This is a genomic window from Algoriphagus sanaruensis, from assembly GCF_001593605.1.
In the GTDB taxonomy this organism is placed as follows: Bacteria; Bacteroidota; Bacteroidia; order Cytophagales; family Cyclobacteriaceae; genus Algoriphagus; species Algoriphagus sanaruensis.
Genome location: NZ_CP012836.1, coordinates 2,505,920 through 2,526,573, shown reverse-complemented (window position 1 = coordinate 2,526,573; position 20,654 = coordinate 2,505,920). Strand labels below are relative to the sequence as shown.

18 protein-coding genes are annotated in these 20,654 nt (G+C 42.0%); 11 read left to right on the top strand and 7 right to left on the bottom strand.

The genetic code is table 11. The features are described from left to right. The first annotated feature begins 74 nt into the window (after positions 1 to 74). Genes AO498_RS11050 through AO498_RS11025 form a run of 6 tightly spaced genes read left to right on the top strand, consistent with a single transcriptional unit; the run spans position 75 to position 8,944 of the window. A complete protein-coding gene (locus AO498_RS11050) occupies positions 75 to 3,905 on the top strand; it encodes an efflux RND transporter permease subunit (protein WP_067547398.1) in 3,831 nt (1,276 codons plus the stop codon). A 4-nt stretch (positions 3,906 to 3,909) separates the two neighbouring features. Further along, the gene (locus AO498_RS11045) at positions 3,910 to 5,388 is read left to right on the top strand and encodes a TolC family protein (RefSeq protein ID WP_192842557.1); all 1,479 of its coding nucleotides are present in this window, start codon (positions 3,910 to 3,912) and stop codon (positions 5,386 to 5,388) included. 9 nt (positions 5,389 to 5,397) lie between these two features. Beyond that, positions 5,398 to 7,161 carry an efflux RND transporter periplasmic adaptor subunit gene (locus AO498_RS11040; protein WP_067547393.1) on the top strand — a complete coding sequence of 588 codons (1,764 nt, stop codon included), beginning with the start codon at positions 5,398 to 5,400 and terminating at the stop codon, positions 7,159 to 7,161. A 25-nt stretch (positions 7,162 to 7,186) separates the two neighbouring features. Beyond that, positions 7,187 to 7,744, top strand: a complete 558-nt coding sequence (locus tag AO498_RS11035; RefSeq protein WP_067547391.1) for a DUF3347 domain-containing protein — start codon at positions 7,187 to 7,189, stop codon at positions 7,742 to 7,744. A gap of 55 nt (positions 7,745 to 7,799) precedes the next feature. Then, complete coding sequence (locus AO498_RS17035; protein WP_082792223.1) at positions 7,800 to 8,234, top strand: CHY zinc finger protein; 435 nt, start codon at positions 7,800 to 7,802, stop codon at positions 8,232 to 8,234. Between the two features lie 20 nt (positions 8,235 to 8,254). Further along, the gene (locus AO498_RS11025) at positions 8,255 to 8,944 is read left to right on the top strand and encodes a PepSY domain-containing protein (RefSeq protein ID WP_067547386.1); all 690 of its coding nucleotides are present in this window, start codon (positions 8,255 to 8,257) and stop codon (positions 8,942 to 8,944) included. On the opposite strand, the gene arfB is transcribed toward AO498_RS11025, so the two are convergent. Next, entirely contained in the window at positions 8,941 to 9,360 is a 420-nt protein-coding gene (gene arfB, locus AO498_RS11020; protein WP_067547383.1) for an alternative ribosome rescue aminoacyl-tRNA hydrolase ArfB, read from the bottom strand. The two genes, AO498_RS11025 and arfB, sit on opposite strands and share 4 nt — an antisense overlap. A gap of 171 nt (positions 9,361 to 9,531) precedes the next feature. Between arfB and mnmA the strand changes: the two genes are divergently transcribed. The 3 genes from mnmA to AO498_RS11005 all read left to right on the top strand — a co-directional run bounded on the left by mnmA (position 9,532) and on the right by AO498_RS11005 (position 13,116). After that, a complete protein-coding gene (gene mnmA / locus AO498_RS11015) occupies positions 9,532 to 10,743 on the top strand; it encodes a tRNA 2-thiouridine(34) synthase MnmA (protein WP_067547380.1) in 1,212 nt (403 codons plus the stop codon). 150 nt (positions 10,744 to 10,893) lie between these two features. Next, complete coding sequence (locus AO498_RS11010) at positions 10,894 to 11,598, top strand: pseudouridine synthase (protein WP_067547377.1); 705 nt, start codon at positions 10,894 to 10,896, stop codon at positions 11,596 to 11,598. Between the two features lie 57 nt (positions 11,599 to 11,655). Then, a complete protein-coding gene (locus tag AO498_RS11005; protein ID WP_067547374.1) occupies positions 11,656 to 13,116 on the top strand; it encodes a M28 family peptidase in 1,461 nt (486 codons plus the stop codon). Positions 13,117 to 13,354: 238 nt separating this feature from the next. On the opposite strand, the gene AO498_RS11000 is transcribed toward AO498_RS11005, so the two are convergent. The 4 genes from AO498_RS11000 to AO498_RS10985 all read right to left on the bottom strand — a co-directional run bounded on the left by AO498_RS11000 (position 13,355) and on the right by AO498_RS10985 (position 17,061). Further along, positions 13,355 to 14,638 carry a NupC/NupG family nucleoside CNT transporter gene (locus tag AO498_RS11000; protein WP_067547370.1) on the bottom strand — a complete coding sequence of 428 codons (1,284 nt, stop codon included), beginning with the start codon at positions 14,636 to 14,638 and terminating at the stop codon, positions 13,355 to 13,357. An 81-nt stretch (positions 14,639 to 14,719) separates the two neighbouring features. After that, complete coding sequence (locus AO498_RS10995) at positions 14,720 to 15,313, bottom strand: bifunctional nuclease family protein (RefSeq protein WP_067547367.1); 594 nt, start codon at positions 15,311 to 15,313, stop codon at positions 14,720 to 14,722. Positions 15,314 to 15,319: 6 nt separating this feature from the next. Continuing rightward, positions 15,320 to 16,288 carry an electron transfer flavoprotein subunit alpha/FixB family protein gene (locus AO498_RS10990; protein WP_067547364.1) on the bottom strand — a complete coding sequence of 323 codons (969 nt, stop codon included), beginning with the start codon at positions 16,286 to 16,288 and terminating at the stop codon, positions 15,320 to 15,322. A gap of 35 nt (positions 16,289 to 16,323) precedes the next feature. After that, complete coding sequence (locus AO498_RS10985) at positions 16,324 to 17,061, bottom strand: electron transfer flavoprotein subunit beta/FixA family protein (RefSeq protein WP_067547361.1); 738 nt, start codon at positions 17,059 to 17,061, stop codon at positions 16,324 to 16,326. 74 nt (positions 17,062 to 17,135) lie between these two features. Here AO498_RS10985 and AO498_RS10980 point away from each other — a divergent pair, with 74 nt between their 5' ends. Then, the gene (locus AO498_RS10980; protein WP_067547358.1) at positions 17,136 to 17,468 is read left to right on the top strand and encodes a tetratricopeptide repeat protein; all 333 of its coding nucleotides are present in this window, start codon (positions 17,136 to 17,138) and stop codon (positions 17,466 to 17,468) included. Positions 17,469 to 17,578: 110 nt separating this feature from the next. After that, positions 17,579 to 18,067 (top strand): hypothetical protein, encoded by a 489-nt coding sequence (locus AO498_RS10975; protein WP_067547356.1) that lies wholly within the window; start codon positions 17,579 to 17,581, stop codon positions 18,065 to 18,067. On the opposite strand, the gene AO498_RS10970 is transcribed toward AO498_RS10975, so the two are convergent. Together AO498_RS10970 and dnaB are read right to left on the bottom strand one after the other, a co-directional pair. Continuing rightward, positions 18,057 to 19,055, bottom strand: a complete 999-nt coding sequence (locus AO498_RS10970; protein WP_067547353.1) for a quinone oxidoreductase family protein — start codon at positions 19,053 to 19,055, stop codon at positions 18,057 to 18,059. The two genes, AO498_RS10975 and AO498_RS10970, sit on opposite strands and share 11 nt — an antisense overlap. Positions 19,056 to 19,061: 6 nt before the next feature. Next, positions 19,062 to 20,648, bottom strand: a complete 1,587-nt coding sequence (gene dnaB / locus AO498_RS10965; RefSeq protein ID WP_067547351.1) for a replicative DNA helicase — start codon at positions 20,646 to 20,648, stop codon at positions 19,062 to 19,064. Between the last annotated feature and the right edge of the window lie 6 nt (positions 20,649 to 20,654).

Genomic DNA, 20,654 nt, shown 5'->3' with positions numbered 1-20,654 from the left:
AGGAATGATCCTGCTGAATGGTTTGCTTTTCACCAATGGTGATTTGCTGATTTATTCTTTTAAACCTTTGATTTATGCTCAATCGAATCATTAAGTATTTCTTAGATAACAAACTCGTTACTGTCCTTTTTCTAGTATTGATCATTGGATGGGGAATTGTAACGGCCCCGTTTAATTGGCAAGTGGATTTCTTACCCAGAGATCCGGTGCCCGTGGATGCCATTCCAGATATTGGTGAAAACCAACAAATCGTCTTTACCGAATGGATGGGACGCTCTCCTCAAGATGTTGAGGACCAAATCACCTATCCGTTGACCACTTCCCTCTTGGGTCTTCCCGGAGTGAAAAGTGTGCGTTCCAGTTCAGCATTTGGCTTTTCTAGTATCTACATCATTTTCGATGAGGATATTGAATTTTATTGGAGCCGATCCCGGGTTTTAGAAAAACTCAATTCCCTCCCTGCTGGCCTATTGCCAGATGGCGTCCAACCCAAACTAGGTCCAGATGCTACAGCTTTGGGCCAGGTATTTTGGTACACTTTGGAAGGCCGGGATGAAAACGGAAATCCTACGGGAGGTTGGGATCTCCACGAGCTCCGAACTGTCCAGGACTACTACGTTCGCTATGCATTGACCGCGGTCGAAGGCGTTGCCGAAGTAGCTTCGGTTGGTGGCTATGTCAAAGAATATCAGGTCGATGTCGATCCAGCAGCCTTGAAGGCCAATGGTGTTTCCTTAATGGATGTGATGGAAGCCGTGAGAAAATCTAATTTGGATGTCTCTGCCAATACCATCGAAGTCAATAAGGTAGATTACTTCATTCGTGGCTTGGGCTATGTAGAGGAATTGGAAGATTTGGACAAAGCTGTCGTCAAGGTCACCAACAATGTTCCAATCCGAATCCAGGATGTGGCCCGGGTGAATATCGGCCCTCAGCCTCGAAATATGGGCGGGATTTTGGACAAAAGTGGGGCTGAAGCTGTCGGTGGTGTGGTCATTGCACGCTACGGAGACAATCCCCTGAAGGTCATCGAAGGAGTCAAAGCTGAAATCGAAAAGCTTTCCCAAGGCCTACCTACCAAAACATTGTCAGACGGAACTATTTCCAAAGTTACCCTGGTTCCTTTCTACGATCGTACAGGATTGATTTACGAAACTTTGGGAACGCTTTACGAAGCGATCAATCTCCAGATTCTGGTTACCATCTTGGTTATCATCGTGATGGTGTACAACCTCCGGGCTTCCCTCCTGATTTCCGCCTTGCTTCCTCTGGCAGTGTTGATGTGTTTCATCTTTATGAAATACTTTGGCGTAGATGCCAATATCGTGGCGCTCTCGGGGATTGCAATTGCAATCGGAACCATGGTCGATCTGGGGATTATTCTGAATGAAAATATCCTGCGTCATTTAGAAACCGCGCCGGCAGGCCAATCCAAACTGAAAACCGTCTATTTGGCGACTGCGGAAGTTTCAGGTGCAATTATAACCGCTGTCAGTACGACCATAATCAGTTTCTTCCCGGTATTTACACTTCAGGCAGCAGAAGGCAAGCTCTTTGGACCTTTGGCCTATACCAAAACCTTTGCCTTGGTTTCAGCGGTAATCTTTACCCTGCTGATCATGCCGGCATTTTCCCATTGGGCTTTTTCCATAAAAGAAGTCAAAGGAAAACTAGGTAAGGCACTCAATATCTCCCTGCTTATTTTAGGTCCAATTATCGCTTTTACCGTTTGGTCTTGGGGTGGATGGTTGCTATTTGCCTTTGGTGCGCTCAATGTAGCGGTATTCCAATTTCCTGAAAAAGTCGAGCCCCATAGGAATTTGGTGACCATCACCATCACGCTCTTGTTTGTGACTTGGCTTTTAACTGGGCTCTGGATGCCATTAGGCGTTTCTGTCAGCAAGCTGGTCAACTTCGGATTTATCGCCATTCTTTTGGCTTTGGTCTTGGGAGGATTTTCTGGATTTATCCGCATCTATCCACGAATCCTGCTGTGGTGTCTGGCCAACAAGGGCAAATTCCTCCTATTCCCTATGATCGTAATTATGATGGGAGCCAGCGTTTGGTTGGGTTTCAATACCGTTTTTGGAATCGTGCCTAGGACTTTTGATCTCATCGGAGTCAATATCCGAACTACTTCCCTGTGGTCAAGCATGAGTCATTCTTTTCCGGGAATGGGCAAGGAATTTATGCCATCGCTAAATGAAGGCTCCTTCCTGTTGATGCCGACGACCATGCCTCATGCTGGAATTCAGGAAAACAAGGAAGTCCTGCAGCAACTGGATATGCTGGTTACGGCCATTCCAGAAGTGGACATTGTAGTTGGGAAAGCAGGTCGCGCAGAGACCGCCATTGACCCTGCTCCGATCAACATGTTTGAAAACACTATCAATTACAAAAGCGAATACGCGACCGACCACAATGGAAATCGCCTTCGCTTTAAGGTAACTGATGGAAAATACGAATTGAAGGATGGTTCCCTCTTCGATCCTGCAACCATGACTCCGAATCAGATTCGAGTTCAGGATCTGGTGGAAGATGAGGACGGAGAATACTTCCGTCAATGGAGAAAGCATATTCTTTCCCCCGACGACATCTGGGAAGAAATCGTAGGTGTAATCCAAATCCCTGGAGTTACCTCTTCTCCAAAACTTCAACCAATTGAAACTCGATTGGTGATGCTTCAGACAGGCATGCGTGCCCCGATGGGCATCAAAGTATATGGACCAGATCTACTGACCATTGAAAGCTTTGGCTTAGAGTTGGAAAAGTACCTGAAGGAAGTTCCTTCTGTGAAAAAGGAAGCTGTTTTTGCAGATCGAATTGTAGGTAAACCCTACCTCGAGCTGGACATCAATCGGGATGAAATTTCCCGCTATGGAATGAATGTGGTGGATGTCCAGGACTTTATTGAAACTGCAATCGGCGGGATGAAACTCAGCACCACGGTGGAAGGCCGAGAACGTTTCCCAATCCGTGTTCGCTATGCCCGAGAATTCCGAGATGATCCCTATGCCATCGAAAATCTCCAAATCCCAACTCCTCTTGGAAATTACATTCCATTGAGCCAAGTGGCGGATATTTCCTACAGACCTGGTCCAGATATGATCCGAGGAGAAAACAGCTTCTTGGTGGGCTATGTTCTCTTGGATAAAATGGAAGGTTTTTCAGAAGTGACTGTAGTGGAACAGGCCCAAAAATACCTGCAGGAAAAGATCGATTCGGGTGAGTTAAAAGTACCGAATGGAGTTCGCTATGTGTTTTCTGGCTCCTATGAAAACCAAGTCAGAGCAGAAAAGAGATTGGGAATTGTTGTCCCACTTTGTTTGATCCTAATCTTTTTGATTCTCTACTTCCAATTCCGTGCAGTCTCCACTTCCCTCTTTGTTTTCTTGGGAATTGGAATGGCTTTTTCCGGGGCTTTCCTGATGCTTTGGCTGTATGGACAGGATTGGTTTATGGATGTCACTTTCTTTGGAACTAATCTGAGGGATCTATTCCAGATGAAAGTCTACAATTTGAGCGTGGCAGTTTGGGTTGGGTTTATTGCCCTATTCGGCATCGGAACGGATGATGGGGTGGTCGTAGCTTCTTACTTGGATCAAAGCTTCAAGGAAAATCAACCTCGATCTATCCAGGAAATACGCTCTGCAGTTTTGGAAGCTGGTAAGCGAAGGGTCCTCCCATGTATGATGACTACAGCCACTACCTTACTTGCCTTGGTTCCTGTACTTACTTCCACAGGACGTGGCTCCGATATCATGATCCCGATGGCAATTCCTTCTTTGGGAGGAATGATCCTAGAAGTAACTACAGTATTTATTGTCCCTACCCTGTATTGCTGGTGGGCAGAACGAAAATTGAAAAACAATTCCAAAGTTTTCACCGAGGAATCCAATGCCTAAAGTCATGAAAATAAAAATCGTATTCAATCGAAGATTTAGAAAATCAGGGTTCGGATTTCAGGTTTTTGACTTCAAAATTCTCACACTACTGATTCTATTTGGTGTTTTTTCAGAGGTAGCAATGTCACAGACCTTAGAGGACTATTTGATCATTGCTGCAGAAAACAATCCTGGGCTAAAAGCCTCTTATGCTCGCTTTCAAGCAGCAGATGCGAGAATAAGCCAACCTGGATTACCAGATCCCGAGATGCAAATTGGTGTTTTCCTCCAGCCTATGGAGCGATACATGGGAAATCAAACTGCAGATTATAGAATCATGCAAATGTTTCCTTGGTTTGGAAGTATCAAAACCCAAAAAGAGGAGGCAAAATACATGGCTCAAGCTCAATATCAACTCTTCGAAGAGAATAAAAATCAGTTATTCTATCAAGTAAAAGTCACTTGGTATGAATTAGCCAGACTCAGAGAAGAGAAAGAATTGATGCGTTCTAATTTGGAATACCTTAAAAAACTTGAAGAATTAAGTCTTGTCAGGTTTCAGGGTGCTGCCAATCCTTCCAATTCTTCTGGAACAAACCAACCCATGGAATCAATAATATCTACAACTGAGGGGGTTAGTTCAGGAAATGTGATGGGAGGAATGAATGCCACTTCCACCTCTAAAACCCCCACATCTTCGATGAGTCCCTCTAATTTAAGCTCTATGGGAAGTGCTTCACCTGGAATGGTGGATGTATTAGAAATTAGACTTGAAATCAAGGAGTTGGAAAATCAGCTCGAAATTTTGGAAGCGAATGAAACTGCGTTTCAGATCAAATTCAATCAGATTTTAAGCAGAGAAAAAGATTCCCCTATTTCTATCGAGACAAAACTAACTCCTGTCACCCTAGATTGGGAAATCAAAGCCATTTTGGATAGCATTCAAAGAAACAATCCTATGCTGGCCATGTATGAGCAAGAGGCACTCGCCTACGAGCAGAAAGCTAGAATGGCCAAGTTGGATGGAAATCCAATGTTCGGTTTAGGAGTGAATTATGTTCCTTTTCTTCCTAGAGAAAATGACGGTATAGACCATTCCGAACACTCCATGGATATGTTAATGCCTATGTTTACGATGACTCTTCCAATTTTTAGAAACAAAACTGAGGCAAAAATTAAAGAGGCCAATTTCCTTCAAGAATCAGCTCTTTACAACAAAAAACAAACGGAGAATTTACTAGCCATGGAATGGGCAAATGCCTATCGAGACTGGCAGGAAGCTTCAAAAAATCTAGCCTTATACAATCAGCAAATCGATCTTGTCAAGCAACAGGTTAATCTTTTGACTACTGCTTTCCAAGCAGGAACAAGTTCTTATTCAGATATTCTAAGAGCAAAACAGCGAATTCTATCCTACGAAATAAAGCGCCTATCTGCTCTAACCATTCAACATCAAAGCCTAGCTCAATTGGAAGCTTTAGCTGGAATTTCACTTTCTAAGTAAATCAAAGCGATGAAAAATACTATAATCAAGAAATGGACAATAATCCTGGTTACGCTTGTAATTGGGATTGGAATAGGTCGAATTATTAGTCCATCCACTTCCGATTTGGAAGAAAACCATGATCATGAATCTGGTTTGGTGTCTTTATGGACTTGTTCGATGCATCCTCAAATCAAACTTGGAGAACCCGGTTCTTGTCCCATTTGTGGGATGGATTTAATTCCGGCATCACAAACGCCTTCGAATTCAGGAAATCCACTTGTCTATGAAATGACTCCTGAGGCTGTGGCTATGGCTCAAATTCATACTACTCGAGTTGGTGGAAGTAGTCAAGAAGGAGAACTTTTCTTAACTGGAAAAATTCAAACTGATGAACGAGAAAATGCTTCCGTTACTGCCAAAATACCTGGAAGAATCGAAAAGCTTTACATCACATTTACGGGTGAAAAAATTCAAGCTGGGCAAAAATTAGCGACCATTTACTCACCGGAATTACTTTCAGCGCAGCGTGAACTCCTTGAAGCTAAATCCTCCAAATCCACTTTTCCGGAACTTTATCAAGCTGCAAAAGAAAAACTGAAACTTTGGAAATTGACCGACGCTCAAATCAAAGCAATTGAGGAAAATGGAAACATAATCGAACAAATTGATATTCTGGCTGACCAAAGTGGTGTAGTCACGCAACGAAACATTTCCGTCGGCGATTATGTAAGCACAGGTCAGATTCTTTTTCAGGTGGTCAACCTTGACAAACTTTGGGTTTTGCTTGATGCCTACGAATCTGATCTTAATTCAATTAAACTAGGTGATCCAATTAGTTTTAAGGTAGCTGGCCTTCCCGGAGAATCATTCACAGCCAAAGTCTCATTTATTGATCCACTTTTAGATCCAAATACCCGAGCTGCATCCATCCGAGCAGAAGTAATTAATTCAGGTCAAAAACTAAAACCTGAAATGTTTGTCACAGCTCAGCTTAAAACTCAGTCAAAAGGAACTAGAGCTAGTATTTCGATTCCTCGAACTGCCATTCTGTGGTCAGGAAAGCGTTCCATTGTATATGTGAAAGTACCCGGAGAAATGCCTTCCTTCGAAATGAGAGAGATTATGCTAGGAAGTAGAATGGGCGATCAGTACCAAATCGAATCAGGACTCCAAGCTGGTGAGGAAATTGTCACTAACGGAGTCTTTGCCATCGATGCAGCAGCTCAACTTTCCGGACAATTCAGCATGATGAACCGTCCTGAAACGAAATCAATGGAGGTTTCTCCAGAATTCAAATCCCAGATCACCAAAGTTGCGGATGCTTATTTCGAAGTTAAAAACGCTTTGGTAAAGGATGACCTTGAAGGCTCTAAGAAAAAGGTTGCTTCCATCTCTCAAAGCCTTGGACAGGTCAATATGACTCTGGTCAAGGATCAGGCTCACGATTCTTGGATGGCTCAATTGGCTGGTTTGAAGGAAGCTTCATCAAAAATTGCTATCGCATCAAATCTTGAGGATGCCAGAAAGCATTTTTCTTCGCTTTCATTTCATATTCTTGAAATGACCGAAACTTTTGGAATCAACAAAGAGGTCGTCTATAAAGACTATTGCCCAATGGCTTTTGGAGATCAGGGCGCTTATTGGCTTTCAGAGAAGAAAGATATTACCAATCCTTATTTTGGAGCATCTATGCTAAGCTGTGGGGAAATAAAGCAGACTTATCTAAAAGGAAAGCCTGTGATGAACCTAAGCAAATCCACCCCAAGTCAAGCCTCTGTACACCAACATTAAATAAACTAAACCTAAATTATATCGAATGAAAAAGACACTTGTATTTTTACTAGCACTCTCTATTGCCATTTTCTCTTGCGGTGGAAAAACCGAGGAAAATCACGAAGGTCATAACATGGAGCATTCCTCTGGCCATGAGTCAGAAGCAACTCCAACCGCCACCTCAGTCAACAATTCTACGTCTGCCATGATTGATGTATATCTGGCGGTGAAAGATGCGCTGGTGGCGGATGATCAAGCTACTGCCGCTTCCAAAAGCCAAGCATTGGTAACAGCTATTCAAGGATTTGAAGCGACATCCACTGCGGAAGAACTTAAAGGAAAATTGCTTGCTGAGGCACAAAAATTAGCCTCTGGTGATATCGCTGCACAAAGAGAAAGCTTCCAGGCATTGAGCGTTTCCATGAAGGAATTGGTGAAAATGGTTGGAACTGATCGTACGCTTTACCAGCAATATTGCCCGATGTACAAAAACAACACTGGTGGCATCTGGCTTAGTGCGTCTGAGGACATCAAAAACCCACTTTTCGGAAGTTCCATGTTGACTTGCGGAAAAGTGGAAGAAACCATCGCAATGAATTGATTGGAACTGGAAGGCGAAGCTTATTTTTGGCTTTGCTTTCCTAATTTCTTACGCAATGACACTTAGAATTTTCCTTTTGGCTGCACTCCTTTTCCTGTTTTTAGGATCTTCCTTTGCTCAAGAAAAGGTTTTGGAACCGCTCAAAGTCTCCCAAATCCGTGGAATCAATGTCTTTGGCAAGCCAATAGATAATCAGACTCGCTGCGTGCATTGGCATTCAGATCTAGATATCATAGCCATCAAATTCAAATGCTGCGACAAGTACTACCCTTGTTTTTCCTGCCATGAGGAAGAAGCCGATCATGAGCATCAAGTTTGGCCAAAGGTAGAATTTGACCAAAAGGCGATTCTCTGCGGAGTTTGTGGAAATGAGTTGGGAATACAGGAATACATGGATTCCAACAATACCTGCCCGCATTGCAAATCCAGTTTCAACCCAGGTTGCAGCAAACATTACCATTTGTATTTCGAAAAAGAACCTAAAAAGTAATTTCTCCTTCCCCACCCAGCATGAGAAAAAACAATCAATATTACACCCGTAAAATTCACCGATTCCTTGGTGTTTTCATCGGGATTCAATTCTTCTTTTGGACGCTATCTGGACTCTATTTCTCCTGGACTGATATCGATGAGATTCATGGCGATCATTTTCACAATGAGCACATGATGCATATGAATGCGTCCAATCTGGTGGAACCGGGTTCTTTGGATTCAACCCTAGAGATTTCCTCTTTGGAACTTCGATTTGTTCGTCATCAGCCCCATTATTGGGTAAATGGGGAAAAGCTCTACAATGCCCAAACTGGAGAACTTCAGGGAGAAATCACAGAAGAACAAGCCAAAGAAATCGCCAAAATCTACATCAAAGGTGATTATGGAATCAAAAAGGTAGAATATCTGACAGAGACAGGTTCCCACCATGAATATCGGGGTCGAGCTCTTCCGGCATGGGCAGTACATTACGATCATCCAGAGAATTTAACGGCCTATATCGATGCCAAAAGTGGAAGCTTTGAGCGGGTCAGACATAGTAGCTGGCGAGTGTTTGACTTCCTATGGATGTTCCACACTATGGATTATGCAGGCCGAGATAACTTCAATAATCTACTTTTGAGGACATTTTCCCTTTTTGGGATGGCTACCATTATTTCCGGCTTTACGCTCTTCTTTATGACCATGAAGAAAAAAAGGAAAGTTTAAGGCTTCCAATTACGATTGGCCTTCTTTTCAGAGAGGGCCTTTTTCTTTTTTAGTCGGTCTTCGATTGCTCCTTTGCTAGGTTTACTGGCTTTTCTGATTTTTTTCTTTTCAAAAGCAGTTTTCAGAAGATCATAAAACTTCTTGACCACTAGCTCCTTGTTCTGGATTTGTGAGCGCTTTTCCTGGGACATCAATTGAAGAAAACCTTCCTGATCTACCTTATTTTTTGCCTTTTGAAGCAAGGTCAACTTTTCCTCCTCGGTTAAAACCCCAGAGTTTTGGACATCAAACCTCAATTGAACCTTAGTTTCTACCTTGTTGACGTTTTGCCCTCCAGGTCCCCCACTTCTGGCAGTTTGAAATTGAAGTTCAGGTAAAAAAGCCCCGGAAGTAATTCGTTGGATTAGAGAAAGCACTAAGTTCTAAAGTTAAAAGGTTGTAAAGTGGTAAAGTTAGGTAACAACTTTTCAACTTTACCACATTGCAACCTTACAACTCTTTTAATTTACCTTTACGAACTTATTCCACTCGGAATTGAGTTCTACAATGCGTAACCTAATGGACCTTGAATCCATTACTTATTACCTATGAAAGAAAAAACTCGAGTTGTTGTCGGCCTTTCTGGAGGTGTCGATAGCAGTGTTGCCGCCAAATTACTTTTGGACCAAGGCTATGAAGTCATCGGCATGTTTATGAAAAACTGGCACGATGAATCTGTTACCATTTCCAATGAATGCCCTTGGATGGAAGACTCCACCGACGCCATGCTGGTGGCTGAAAAACTTGGTATTCCCTTTCAAGCCATTGACCTGAGCGAAGAATATCGAGAGCGAATTGTCGACTACATGTTTTCGGAATATGAAGCCGGCCGCACTCCTAATCCGGATATCCTCTGCAACCGTGAAATCAAGTTTGATATATTTTTAAAAGCTGCGCAAAAGCTTAAAGCTGACTTTGTCGCTACGGGTCATTATTGCCAGAAAAAAGAGATTTTGGTAGACGGAAAGCCTGTTTACCAGTTGATTGCGGGAGCAGATCCAAATAAGGATCAAAGCTATTTTCTATGTCAGCTTTCACAAGAACAGCTTTCCAAAGCCCTATTTCCGATTGGGCATTTGCAAAAGCCTGAAGTTCGAAAAATCGCCAAGGAGGCAGATTTGATCACTGCAGAAAAGAAAGACTCTCAGGGTCTTTGCTTTATTGGAAAAGTTAGGTTGCCTGATTTTCTTCAACAACAACTCAAACCTAAAAAGGGAAGAATCATTCAAATTCCTGAAAATCTTCCTGTCTATGAACAAATAAAAGTTCCAGCAGGAATTGAACCTCGAGATTGGGATCAGGAAATTTTAGATGCCCTCTGTTTGCCGATCCATTATACACCAGACCAAGGAAAAGTCTTAGGTGAACACAATGGCGCACATTACTTTACAGTTGGACAGCGTAAAGGCCTTCAGGTTGGTGGAACTGGAAAGCCTCTTTTTGTATTAGAAACAAATACGGTCCAGAATGTAATATATACTGGATTGGGCGAAGATCATCCTGGACTAAATCGAATAGGTTTGTTTGTAAAAAAAGATCAAGTTCATTGGATTCGAGAGGATCTGGCTTTGCTTCCAGGAGAATCTGCAGAATACATAGCCCGTATCCGATACCGTCAACCTTTATCCAAAGCAACTTTGGTAATGAAGGAAAATGGATTGTACGTCATTTTCGAAAACGCTCAAAAAGGTGTCGCTTCCGGGCAATTTGTGGCTTGGTACCAAGAGGATGAATGTATTGGGTCCGGAACAATATTCTAAATCGACTACAACAAATTGAATAAAACCAATTTTTATAACCACCTAGACACATAGAAAATACTTTATCACCAAATAGAATCTATGTACCTATGTGGTTTCAAAAAAATAGATTTTGGTTTCTCTCTTAAGTATTTCACCTATTTACACTACATGCTTGAAATCCTCTTCGAAGATGAAGATCTAATCCTTATCAATAAGCCTGCAGGACTTTTGGTACACCGAACACGCCAAGCCTATGGTGAGGATAAAAATGCGTTAATTCAGCTTCGAGATCAAATTGGATCTTGGGTATCTCCAGTACATCGATTGGATCGAGCAACAAGTGGAATTGTGCTTTTTGCTAAAAATGAATCCATTCTACCTGCACTTAAAGCCAAATTCATGGATCGAGAGGTTAGAAAGACTTACCTCACCATTGCAAGGGGAATCCCTCAAGAAAAACAAGGATTGATCGATCATCCACTTCAGAGTGAACGCTCAAAAAAGCTACAAGAGGCACAAACAAAGTATGCTGTAATTGCTGAGTCAGAAATCCCCTATAATTCCACCGGACGATATCCAACCAGCCGATATTCTCTATTGGAAGTAGATCTACTAACTGGTAGAACGCATCAAATCCGGAGGCATTTAGCTCATATTCGCCATTACATCATAGGCGACAAAAAACATGGAGACAATAAGCAAAACATCTTTTTTGAACGTCAATTTGGACTTCAAAATCTCTTGCTCCATGCATGGAAACTTAGCTTTACACACCCGTTGACAAATACCCAAATCTCCATTACTTGTCCTCCTCCCGCCCATTTTCGAACAATTATGCAGCATTTAGGCTGGGAATTAGGGGAATTTGAATGAGTAAAATATCACAATCTGTTTTTTCGATTACTTTAGAACTTTACAAATTACCAACCCATGCAAAAGACCTTAATTACCCTTGGGCTGTTAGCAATGACCAGCTCTTTGGTCCAAGCCCAAAAGCAAGACATTGAACAAAAGTTTGATGCCAAGCAAGCCATCTCCCAGTTTACTTATCTCGCATCTGACGAGCTTATGGGACGCGATCCTGCTCGAACAGAAATGAAGTTAGCTTATACATTTATAGCCAAAGAGCTGGAGAGCTTTGGAGCAAAGCCACTTCCTGGAGCGGATGGATATTATCAAAACATCCCATTTCGGCTTTCTTCACCTCCAATGTCTGGATCGATGACCATTGGTTCTTCGGAATTTACCCAAGGAAAGAATCTATTGGTTTTAGATGGTAATTCCCTTTCTGGAGAATTTCAATTGGTGGACGTAGGATTTGGAATGGAGGAAGATTTTGCTGGATTGGATTTGAAAGGAAAAATTGCTGTAGCTAATGTAGGTGCTCCAAACCGATTGAGTCCTTCAGATCTTTTCTCCTTGGGTGGAGAAAAAATCAAGCATGCTGAAGCAGCTGGAGCAGTTGCCTTAATTGAGCGATTCAATGCTCCGTCTGTTCCTTGGCAGTTGGTATCCAATTTTTTGAACCGTACCCAAATGACCCTCGATCAAGGAAACGCAAGCAAATTGCCTTACATCTGGATCGAAGACCTTAAAAATCAAATGAAAGGAGAGCAACTTCAACCTGCTAATCTTTCAATTTTGGGTAAAATGAATCGTACGATTGAAGGAAAAAATGTACTTGCATGGATCGAAGGAACTGATGCTAATCTAAAAAATGAATACCTCCTTCTTTCAGCACACTACGATCATGTGGGTGTTGGTGCTCCCGATGCTCAAGGGGATTCGATTTATAATGGAGCCAGAGACAATGCGGTTGGAACAGTTGCTGTCTTAAATGCAGCAAAGTATTTTGCTCAAAATCCTCCGAAACGTTCGATATTGATTGCACTTTGGACGGCTGAGGAAAAAGGACTCTTGGGTAGCGCCTATTTTGCAAATAATCCTCTCGTCCCACTCAATCAAATCATCTATAATTTGAATATTGACAATGGTGGCTATAATGACACTTCCATCATCACTGTTATTGGATTAGGAAGAACAAGTGCTGATTTCCTGATTGAGGAAGCTGTAAATGAATTTGGTGTGAAAGCTGTTTCAGACCCTTCTCCTGAACAAGGCTTATACGATCGATCAGATAATGTCAACTTTGCAAGAAGAGGTATTCCTGCACCAACCTTTTCGCTAGGCTTTACAGCCTTTGATGACGAAATTCAAAAGTATTACCACAAGGCTGCTGATGAAGTTTCTAACTTTGATTTAGAATATGCCCAAATCTATTGGAAAGCGTATATTTTGACAGCCCAAAAAATTGCCAATTGGAACCAACGTCCTGTATGGCAAGCAGGTGATAAGTATGAAGAAGTGAGCAAACAGCTTTATGGAAATTAAGCGTTAAGATCTTAGACTTTAGCATAAAGAGATAAAATCTAGAACCTCTTGGAATAAAAAAGAAAGCTGGAAAATTACTTCCAGCTTTCTTTTTTTATTCTCCGATATCAATTTTTAGTCAAAATCAGATTCAACTCATTCCAATCAACTCACCCAATTTCTCATTTTTTTAAGATTGGGTCAATTCTCTCAAATCCTATATCTGATATCTTATGTCTATTGTCTTGCGTCTTGAATCTTAAAATAGCATTCCTGCAATCGTGGCGGTCATCAAACAAGCCAAAGAAGCTGCCATTAAGGAGCGGAGACCAAGACGACTTAGATTTCCTTGTTGATTTGGGGCTATGATTGAAATCCCTCCCAGTTGAATAGCGATGGAGCTGAAGTTTGAAAATCCACAAAGGGCATAGGTGGCGATAACAATTGACTTTGGGCTAATGGATCCAGCTTCCTTCATTTCAGAAAGACTAAGGTAGGCCACAAATTCATTGATTACTGTTTTTTGTCCGAGCAAACTACCGATTTGCAGGGTGTCTGCCCATTCCACGCCTATGATCCAAGCAAATCCCCGGAAAATTTGACCGAATATATATTCCAAAGAAAATCCAGTAAACTGTCCACCCGTACTTCTTTCAACCCATGCATTCAATCCGGTAAATTCTCCGATCAAGCCACTTAATCCATAATTTACTGCAGCGATAACAGCAATAAATGCCAAAAGCATCCCTCCTACATTCAAGGCTAACTTTAAACCCTCCGCTGCCCCAATAGACATGGAATCAATCAAATTAACGCCCATGGCCTCTTTGTTGACTTCCAACTTGTCTTGTTTGATTTCCTTTTCAGTCTCAGGAATAAATATTTTGGATAATACGATTGCTGCTGGCGCATTCATGATCGAAGCACCCAATAAGTATGCAGCAAATTTACTCTGCTCCTCTAGGCTATCCCCTCCCAAAAATGAGACATAACCGGCCAAAACCCCTCCAGCAATCGTAGCCATGCCTCCCGTCATCAAACACATAAGCTCAGATTTACTCATTTGGGGGATAAATGGACGAACCAATAGCGGGGCCTCAGTTTGACCAAGGAAAATATTTCCTGCGGCAGAAAGTGATTCTGGGCCAGAGAGTCTCATTGTTCTAGCCATAACCCAAGCAATGCCATAGACCACCTTTTGAAGAATACCCAAATAGTACAAGCCAGCAGAAACCGTTGAGAAAAAAATGATAGTTGGCAATACCTTAAATGCGAAAATAAATCCGAAACTATCTCCTGCTAAGTCCCCGAAAATAAAGGAAGCCCCTGCTTCGCTAAAGCTCAAAAATTTAACAAACCCTTGGGAAAGCAATTGGAAGCCTTCTTTGACAAATTCAACCTTGGTAATCAAAAACCCAAAAGACAATTGAAGGGCAATACCAATTGCAACCAGCCTCCAATCAATTTTTTTTCGATCTGATGAAAAAATGAATGCAACTAAAACGATTACGGCGAGACCAATGACTCCTCTGATATAATCCATGGATAAATTTTAAAACGAGGGGCTAAAATAGGGAGATAAGAAGCAAGAAAAAAGCCCTGAAATCTCTTCAGGGCCTTAATTTTAGTTTCTCTTATTAATTTCATCCCGTATTCGGGCTGCTTTTTCGTAATCCTCGTTGTTGATTGCTTTTTCTAAAAGCTGGTATAGCTTATCCAAACTATAATCCTTTAGAGAGGACTCTTTTTGAGGAACTGGCTTAACAGCCTCCTTCTGAGCTTTTGTCTCTTCTTTTTTGTCCTCTTCAGTAAACTCGATGGCCGCTTCTGACATCACTTTTTCGGAACAAAAGATTGGAGCTCCGAAGCGAACTGCAATTGCAATTGCATCTGAAGGCCTGCTATCTACCTCAACAGCTAGAAGGCTTGACTTGCAGAAAATCTTAGCGTAGAACACTCCTTCTTTCATATCCGAAATCACAATTTTCTCGATTTCGTACTGAAAGCTGTCGGCGAATGATTTGAAAAGATCATGAGTCATTGGCCGGTTGGGAATAATTTTCTCAATCTCAATTGCAATAGCCTGAGCTTCAAACATCCCAATGACAATAGGTAATCTTCTTGTACCCTCGTTTTCACCCATCACCAGAGTAAATGACCCTGATTGAGAATGGTTGGATGATAATCCAAGAATTTCAAGTTCTACGAGTTTTTCCACAAAAATTTAAAGTTCTGCTTTTAGTGCTTCGGTTAATTTTGGTACAACCTCGAATGCATCTCCAACAATTCCATAATCCGCAGCTTTGAAAAATGGCGCCTCTGGATCTTTATTTATGACCACTATGCACTTCGAAGAATTTACCCCTGCAAGATGTTGAATCGCTCCTGAAATTCCTACTGCAACGTATAAACTAGGCGCAACTTTTACCCCTGTTTGACCCACGTGCTCATGATGAGGTCTCCAACCAATATCAGATACCGGTTTTGAACAACCTGTAGCTGCTCCTAAAACTTTGGCAAGATCCTCGATCATTCCCCAATTTTCAGGTCCCTTCATGCCTCGACCGCCAGATACAACAATGTCTGCTTCAGGAAGAAGAATTTCTCCAGTTGCGCGCTCAGTAGCTGTGATTTTACCTGCAAAATCCGCGTCGGAAAGTTGAACATCAAAGTTTTCAACTGAGGCATCAGCCCCATCCGTTCTGAGGTCTATTGCATTTTTCTTGATTGCTAGAATTTTATTTTCAGTGGTTACAGCTGTTTCTGCGAATGCTTTTCCAGTGTAAATACTTCGTTTAACCGTATATCCACCAGAAGTGTTAGGCAATTCAACAACGTTTGAAACCAAACCTGCCTGAAGCTTAATTGCCAAGCGAGCTGCCACCGCATCTCCCAAAGATGACTTGGCTAATACCAAAGTCTTTGCTCCTACTTTTTGAAAAGCTTGGGCAACTGCACTTGCATGGGCTTGAATGACCCCTGCATCTAATCTTGCGTCTGCACCGTGAAGTACTTTCGCCGCACCTGCTTTTCCTACTGAAGCAAGTTCGGCTTGATCTACTGTACCCAATGCGACAGCTACCACTTCTCCCTCTCCTGTTTGAGCAGCAAGTGCATTTGCAAAAGAAACTGCTTCAAGACTGGTCTTTTTTACCTTTCCTTCTGCGTGTTCGATATATACTAGAATAGACATAAATTCCTGATTTAAATGGGTTTATTAAAAATAGATTAAAGCACTTTGGCCTCGTTTTTCAACAATTTCACCAACTCACCTACTTGATCCTTATCGATCAATTTTACTGCTCCTTTAGCTGGAGGTAGCTGATACGATGTGGCTTCAGCTTGGGTCTCTTGAGATACAGGTTCAACCACATTCAATGGCTTCGTACGAGCTGACATAATGCCTCGCATATTTGGGATTTTCCATTCTGCAATTGGCTCTTGACATCCAGCAATCAATGGAAGCTGAGCTTCAATCATTTCCTTTCCTCCCTCAATTTCTCGGGCCATTTTCACCGTAGAACCTTCCAAATCCAATTTCATCACAGGCGAAAAAGAAGGCATGCCCAAAAGCTCACCGACCATTCCATGAACCATCCCTCCATTGAAATCGATGGATTCACGGCCCATTAGAATAAGATCATATTGGCCCTCTTTGGCATAATGCGCAATCTGAATTGCTACAAAGAAGGAATCCTTAGGAAAAGCATTTACCCGAATGGCATCATCTGCTCCGATGGCCAATGCTTTCCGTAAGGTAGGCTCAGTTTCAGCTTCTCCTACGTTTAGTACGGTCAATTTACCTCCGGTTTGGTCTCTTAATTCCACTGCTCTTGCCAAAGCATAGTCATCATAAGGGCCAATAATGAACTGAACCCCCGTGGTATCTAATTTGGTATTGTTGGCAGCAAATTGAATCTTGGACGTCGTATCCGGTACGTGAGTGATACAAACAAGAATCTTCATTGGTTTAGAGTTAGATTATTTTAGATTTATTTCGCGTGAAAATAACAGTCATGCGGTATTTAAAAAAATAAAACATGGGCAAATTGGACCGACAAGAGCTATTAAAATCGTTTATTCAGGAGGAGCCCGATAACCCATTCAATCATTATGCTTTAGCATTGGAAATCAGGGAGAAAGATCCTATACAAGCTATTGAAATATTCGATTTTGTATTGGAGAAATTCCCCGATTATCTCCCTACATACTTTCCTGCTGCTCAGTTGTTTTTTGAGGAAAATCAATTGGAAAAGGCTAAATCCACCTATGAAAAAGGAATTGAGTTGGCAAAAACACAGAATGAAAGTAAGGCTTTGAAAGAACTTCAAAATGCCTTTCAAAATTTTCTTTTTGAAACCGACATGGATTAAAAGTTTCCGATGGATTAAATGTTGGACATCCTATTTCAGCTCCCAAATTTTTTCTCTGAGATTAGATTCTATTTTCTAATTTAGAATTCACTGAAACCATCCATGATCTCATGACTCAACGTGAAATGCTTGATTTTTTTCTCCCAATTCTGAAAGAAGAGGGAAAGATCTACCGAAAAAAGACCTTGGTAAAAGCAAAAAAAGCGGTTGAGGGTCAAGTCGTGCTTACCCATACAAGTGATGGGGAAGAAACCCGGAATACAGCACAATCCGGCGATTGGCTGGTAGAAAATCAAACTTCAGTAAAGGAAAACTACTTGGTAAATGCTTCCACTTTTGAGCGAAAATACAGCCTAAAAAATTCCTTAGGAGATGGTTGGGGTTGTTATCAGCCTATTGGAAAAGTGTTTGCTATTCCATTTTCAGAAAGATTTCTTCACGAATTGAAGCTTAATGACTTTTTGGAATTTCAGGCTCCTTGGAAAGAAACGATGATTATCAAGCCAGGAGATTTTTTGGTAATTCCCACCGATGCCATTGAAATCTATCGAATCGCCAAAAAGGAGTTTGGTGAGACTTATGAAGAGGTCAAGGAGTAAGCACAATTTTACCCGACTGAGCGCCCACCCTCATCCGATCAAAAGCCTTTACTGCATCCTCAAAAGAAAAAACAGAATCAACAACGGGAACGATTTTTTTATCCTTAACAAAAGCAATCATTTGTCTAAAATCCTCATCGGATCCCATCGTGGTTCCGATGACTTTGAGCTGGTTCCAGAATATCCTTCTTGCCTCAATTTTTCCTGGATTTCCTTGTGTGGCACCGTAAAAAACTATTCTACCTCCCGGTTTGGTAACTGCAACCAAATCATTCAATCCAGAACCAGCAGCACCATCAATAATTAAATCGAATCCGCCAGTTTCAGCTAATGCATTTTCTGTCCAAGTAGCTTCTAGGTAATTATATCCTCCGAGAGCCCCTTGTTCCATCGCACGATGAATCTTTTCAGGTTTACTGCTCGATACATAAACTTCTGCACCAAAGGCTAAAGCAAACTGAAAGGCAAATTGCGCAACCCCTCCTCCTATTCCGGTGATCAAAACTTTTCTTCCTGATTTAATCTCACCCTGATATACTAAGGCTCTAAACGCAGTCAATCCTGCTAAGGGAAGAGCTGCAGCCTGTTCAAAAGAAAGATGGGATGGCTTTTCGAAGAGACGATCCGCAGGTACAATTACAAACTCCGCCAAGGTTCCATTCCTTGGCATACCTAAAATTTCAAACTCCTTACTTTGAACTGCCTGATTTGGTCCCCAATAAAGAGCAGGATTAATTATGACTTCTTTTCCTTTCCATTCTATGTCTACTTCTGAACCCACCGATTCAACTATGCCTGAACCATCCGAGCCCAAAACGACTCCATCTTTTAGATTTGGATAAAGCCCAACCCTGCACCATTCGTCCCGGTGATTAAGTGCGGCTGCTTTTATTTTCACCAGTACTTCATCTTTTTTCAAGTCTGGTAAAATGACTTCCTCTAGAGCGATTTTATCCGCTAAGGTTCTATTGAGTACAATTCCTTTCATGACAAATTAGAATGGAGCTGGACCATCGCCGCCTCGGAAAGCATCTTCAATATTATCCTCATTGGCTTTGCTGGATAGTTTGATCATATTTCCAGACTCAAAAGAAGAAACGCCAGAAGCACTGGAGGTAAACTTGTGCGAATATCCAATTTCTCCTGCTTGGTTGGGTGGATACGAAATTCCTGAATCCAAGTCTGTAAACTTCGTGTATCGACCAATAAACCGAAGTTTGACATTTTCCAAAGAACCATTTCGGTGCTTTGCGATGATTACCTCTCCTACACCTGCCGTGGAAGCTCCTCCTTCATCTTCAGTAATCCCATAATACTCAGGACGGTATAGGAACATCACCATATCCGCATCTTGCTCGATCGCTCCAGATTCCCTCAAATCCGAAAGTTGAGGCCGCTTATCTCCTCCTCTAGTTTCTACAGCTCGAGAAAGCTGCGACAAGGCGATAACTGGAATATTCAATTCCTTGGCAATCTTTTTTAAGGCTCGGGAAATACTCGCGATTTCTTGTTCACGGTTCCCGCCGCCTCCGCCACCTTTGGTATCACCAGACATCAACTGCAAGTAGTCAATCACGACCATCTGGATATCATGCTGGGCTTTGAGTTTTCGGCATTTCGCACGCAATTCCAAAATGGATAGCGCCGGCGTATCGTCCACAAAAAGCGGAGCCTTGGAAAGCTTAGCAGTCTTATGGACTAATTGAGCCCATTCATGGTCTGCCAAAGAACCCTTCTTGATTTTTTCTGAATCCAATTCCGCTTCTGATGAAATCAAACGATTCACCAACTGAACAGCGGACATTTCCAAAGAAAAAATAGCCACTGGACGGGTATGGTCAACTGCTGCATTTCGAAGAACGGACAAAACGAAAGCCGTCTTACCCATCGCAGGTCGAGCCGCAATAATGACCAAATCTGATTTTTGCCAACCGGATGTCACTCGATCCAAGGCCGTAAAACCAGAAGGCACCCCGGTCAATCCATCTTTTTGATTTTTCCGTTCTTCCAATTCCAAGATAGCCTCACGCATGATGGAGCGCATATCGGAATAATTCTTTCGGATATTTTTCTCGGAAATTTCAAATAGGCTTTGCTCCATTTTATCCAAAAGCTCAAAGACATCGGTGGTTTCCTCGAAGGCATCCTTTTGAATATCGGATGAAATACGAATCAAGTCTCGTTTGATGGCTTGCTCCGTAATAATTCTGGCGTGAAACTCAATATTGGCAGCAGAAGCTACTTTGGAAGTTAATTCCGTGACATAAAATGCACCACCGGCGATTTCTAGCGTTCGATTTCGTCTTAACTGAGTAGTTACAGTAAGGAGATCAATAGGTTGGCTTTCTCCAAACAAGTCTAGAATAGCCTGAAAAATAACTTTATGGGCATCTTTATAAAAGCTCTCCACCTTCAGGATGTCGATGACATTGGTCAAAGCATCTTTTTCCAGCATTAAAGCTCCCAATACGGCTTCTTCCAAGTCGACCGCTTGAGGTGGAACTTTCCCCATCAATTGGGTTGGATTTTCGTAGGTTGGCTTTTTTCGGGTGATTCGAGAGGGATTCGTATTTTCAGACATATGACA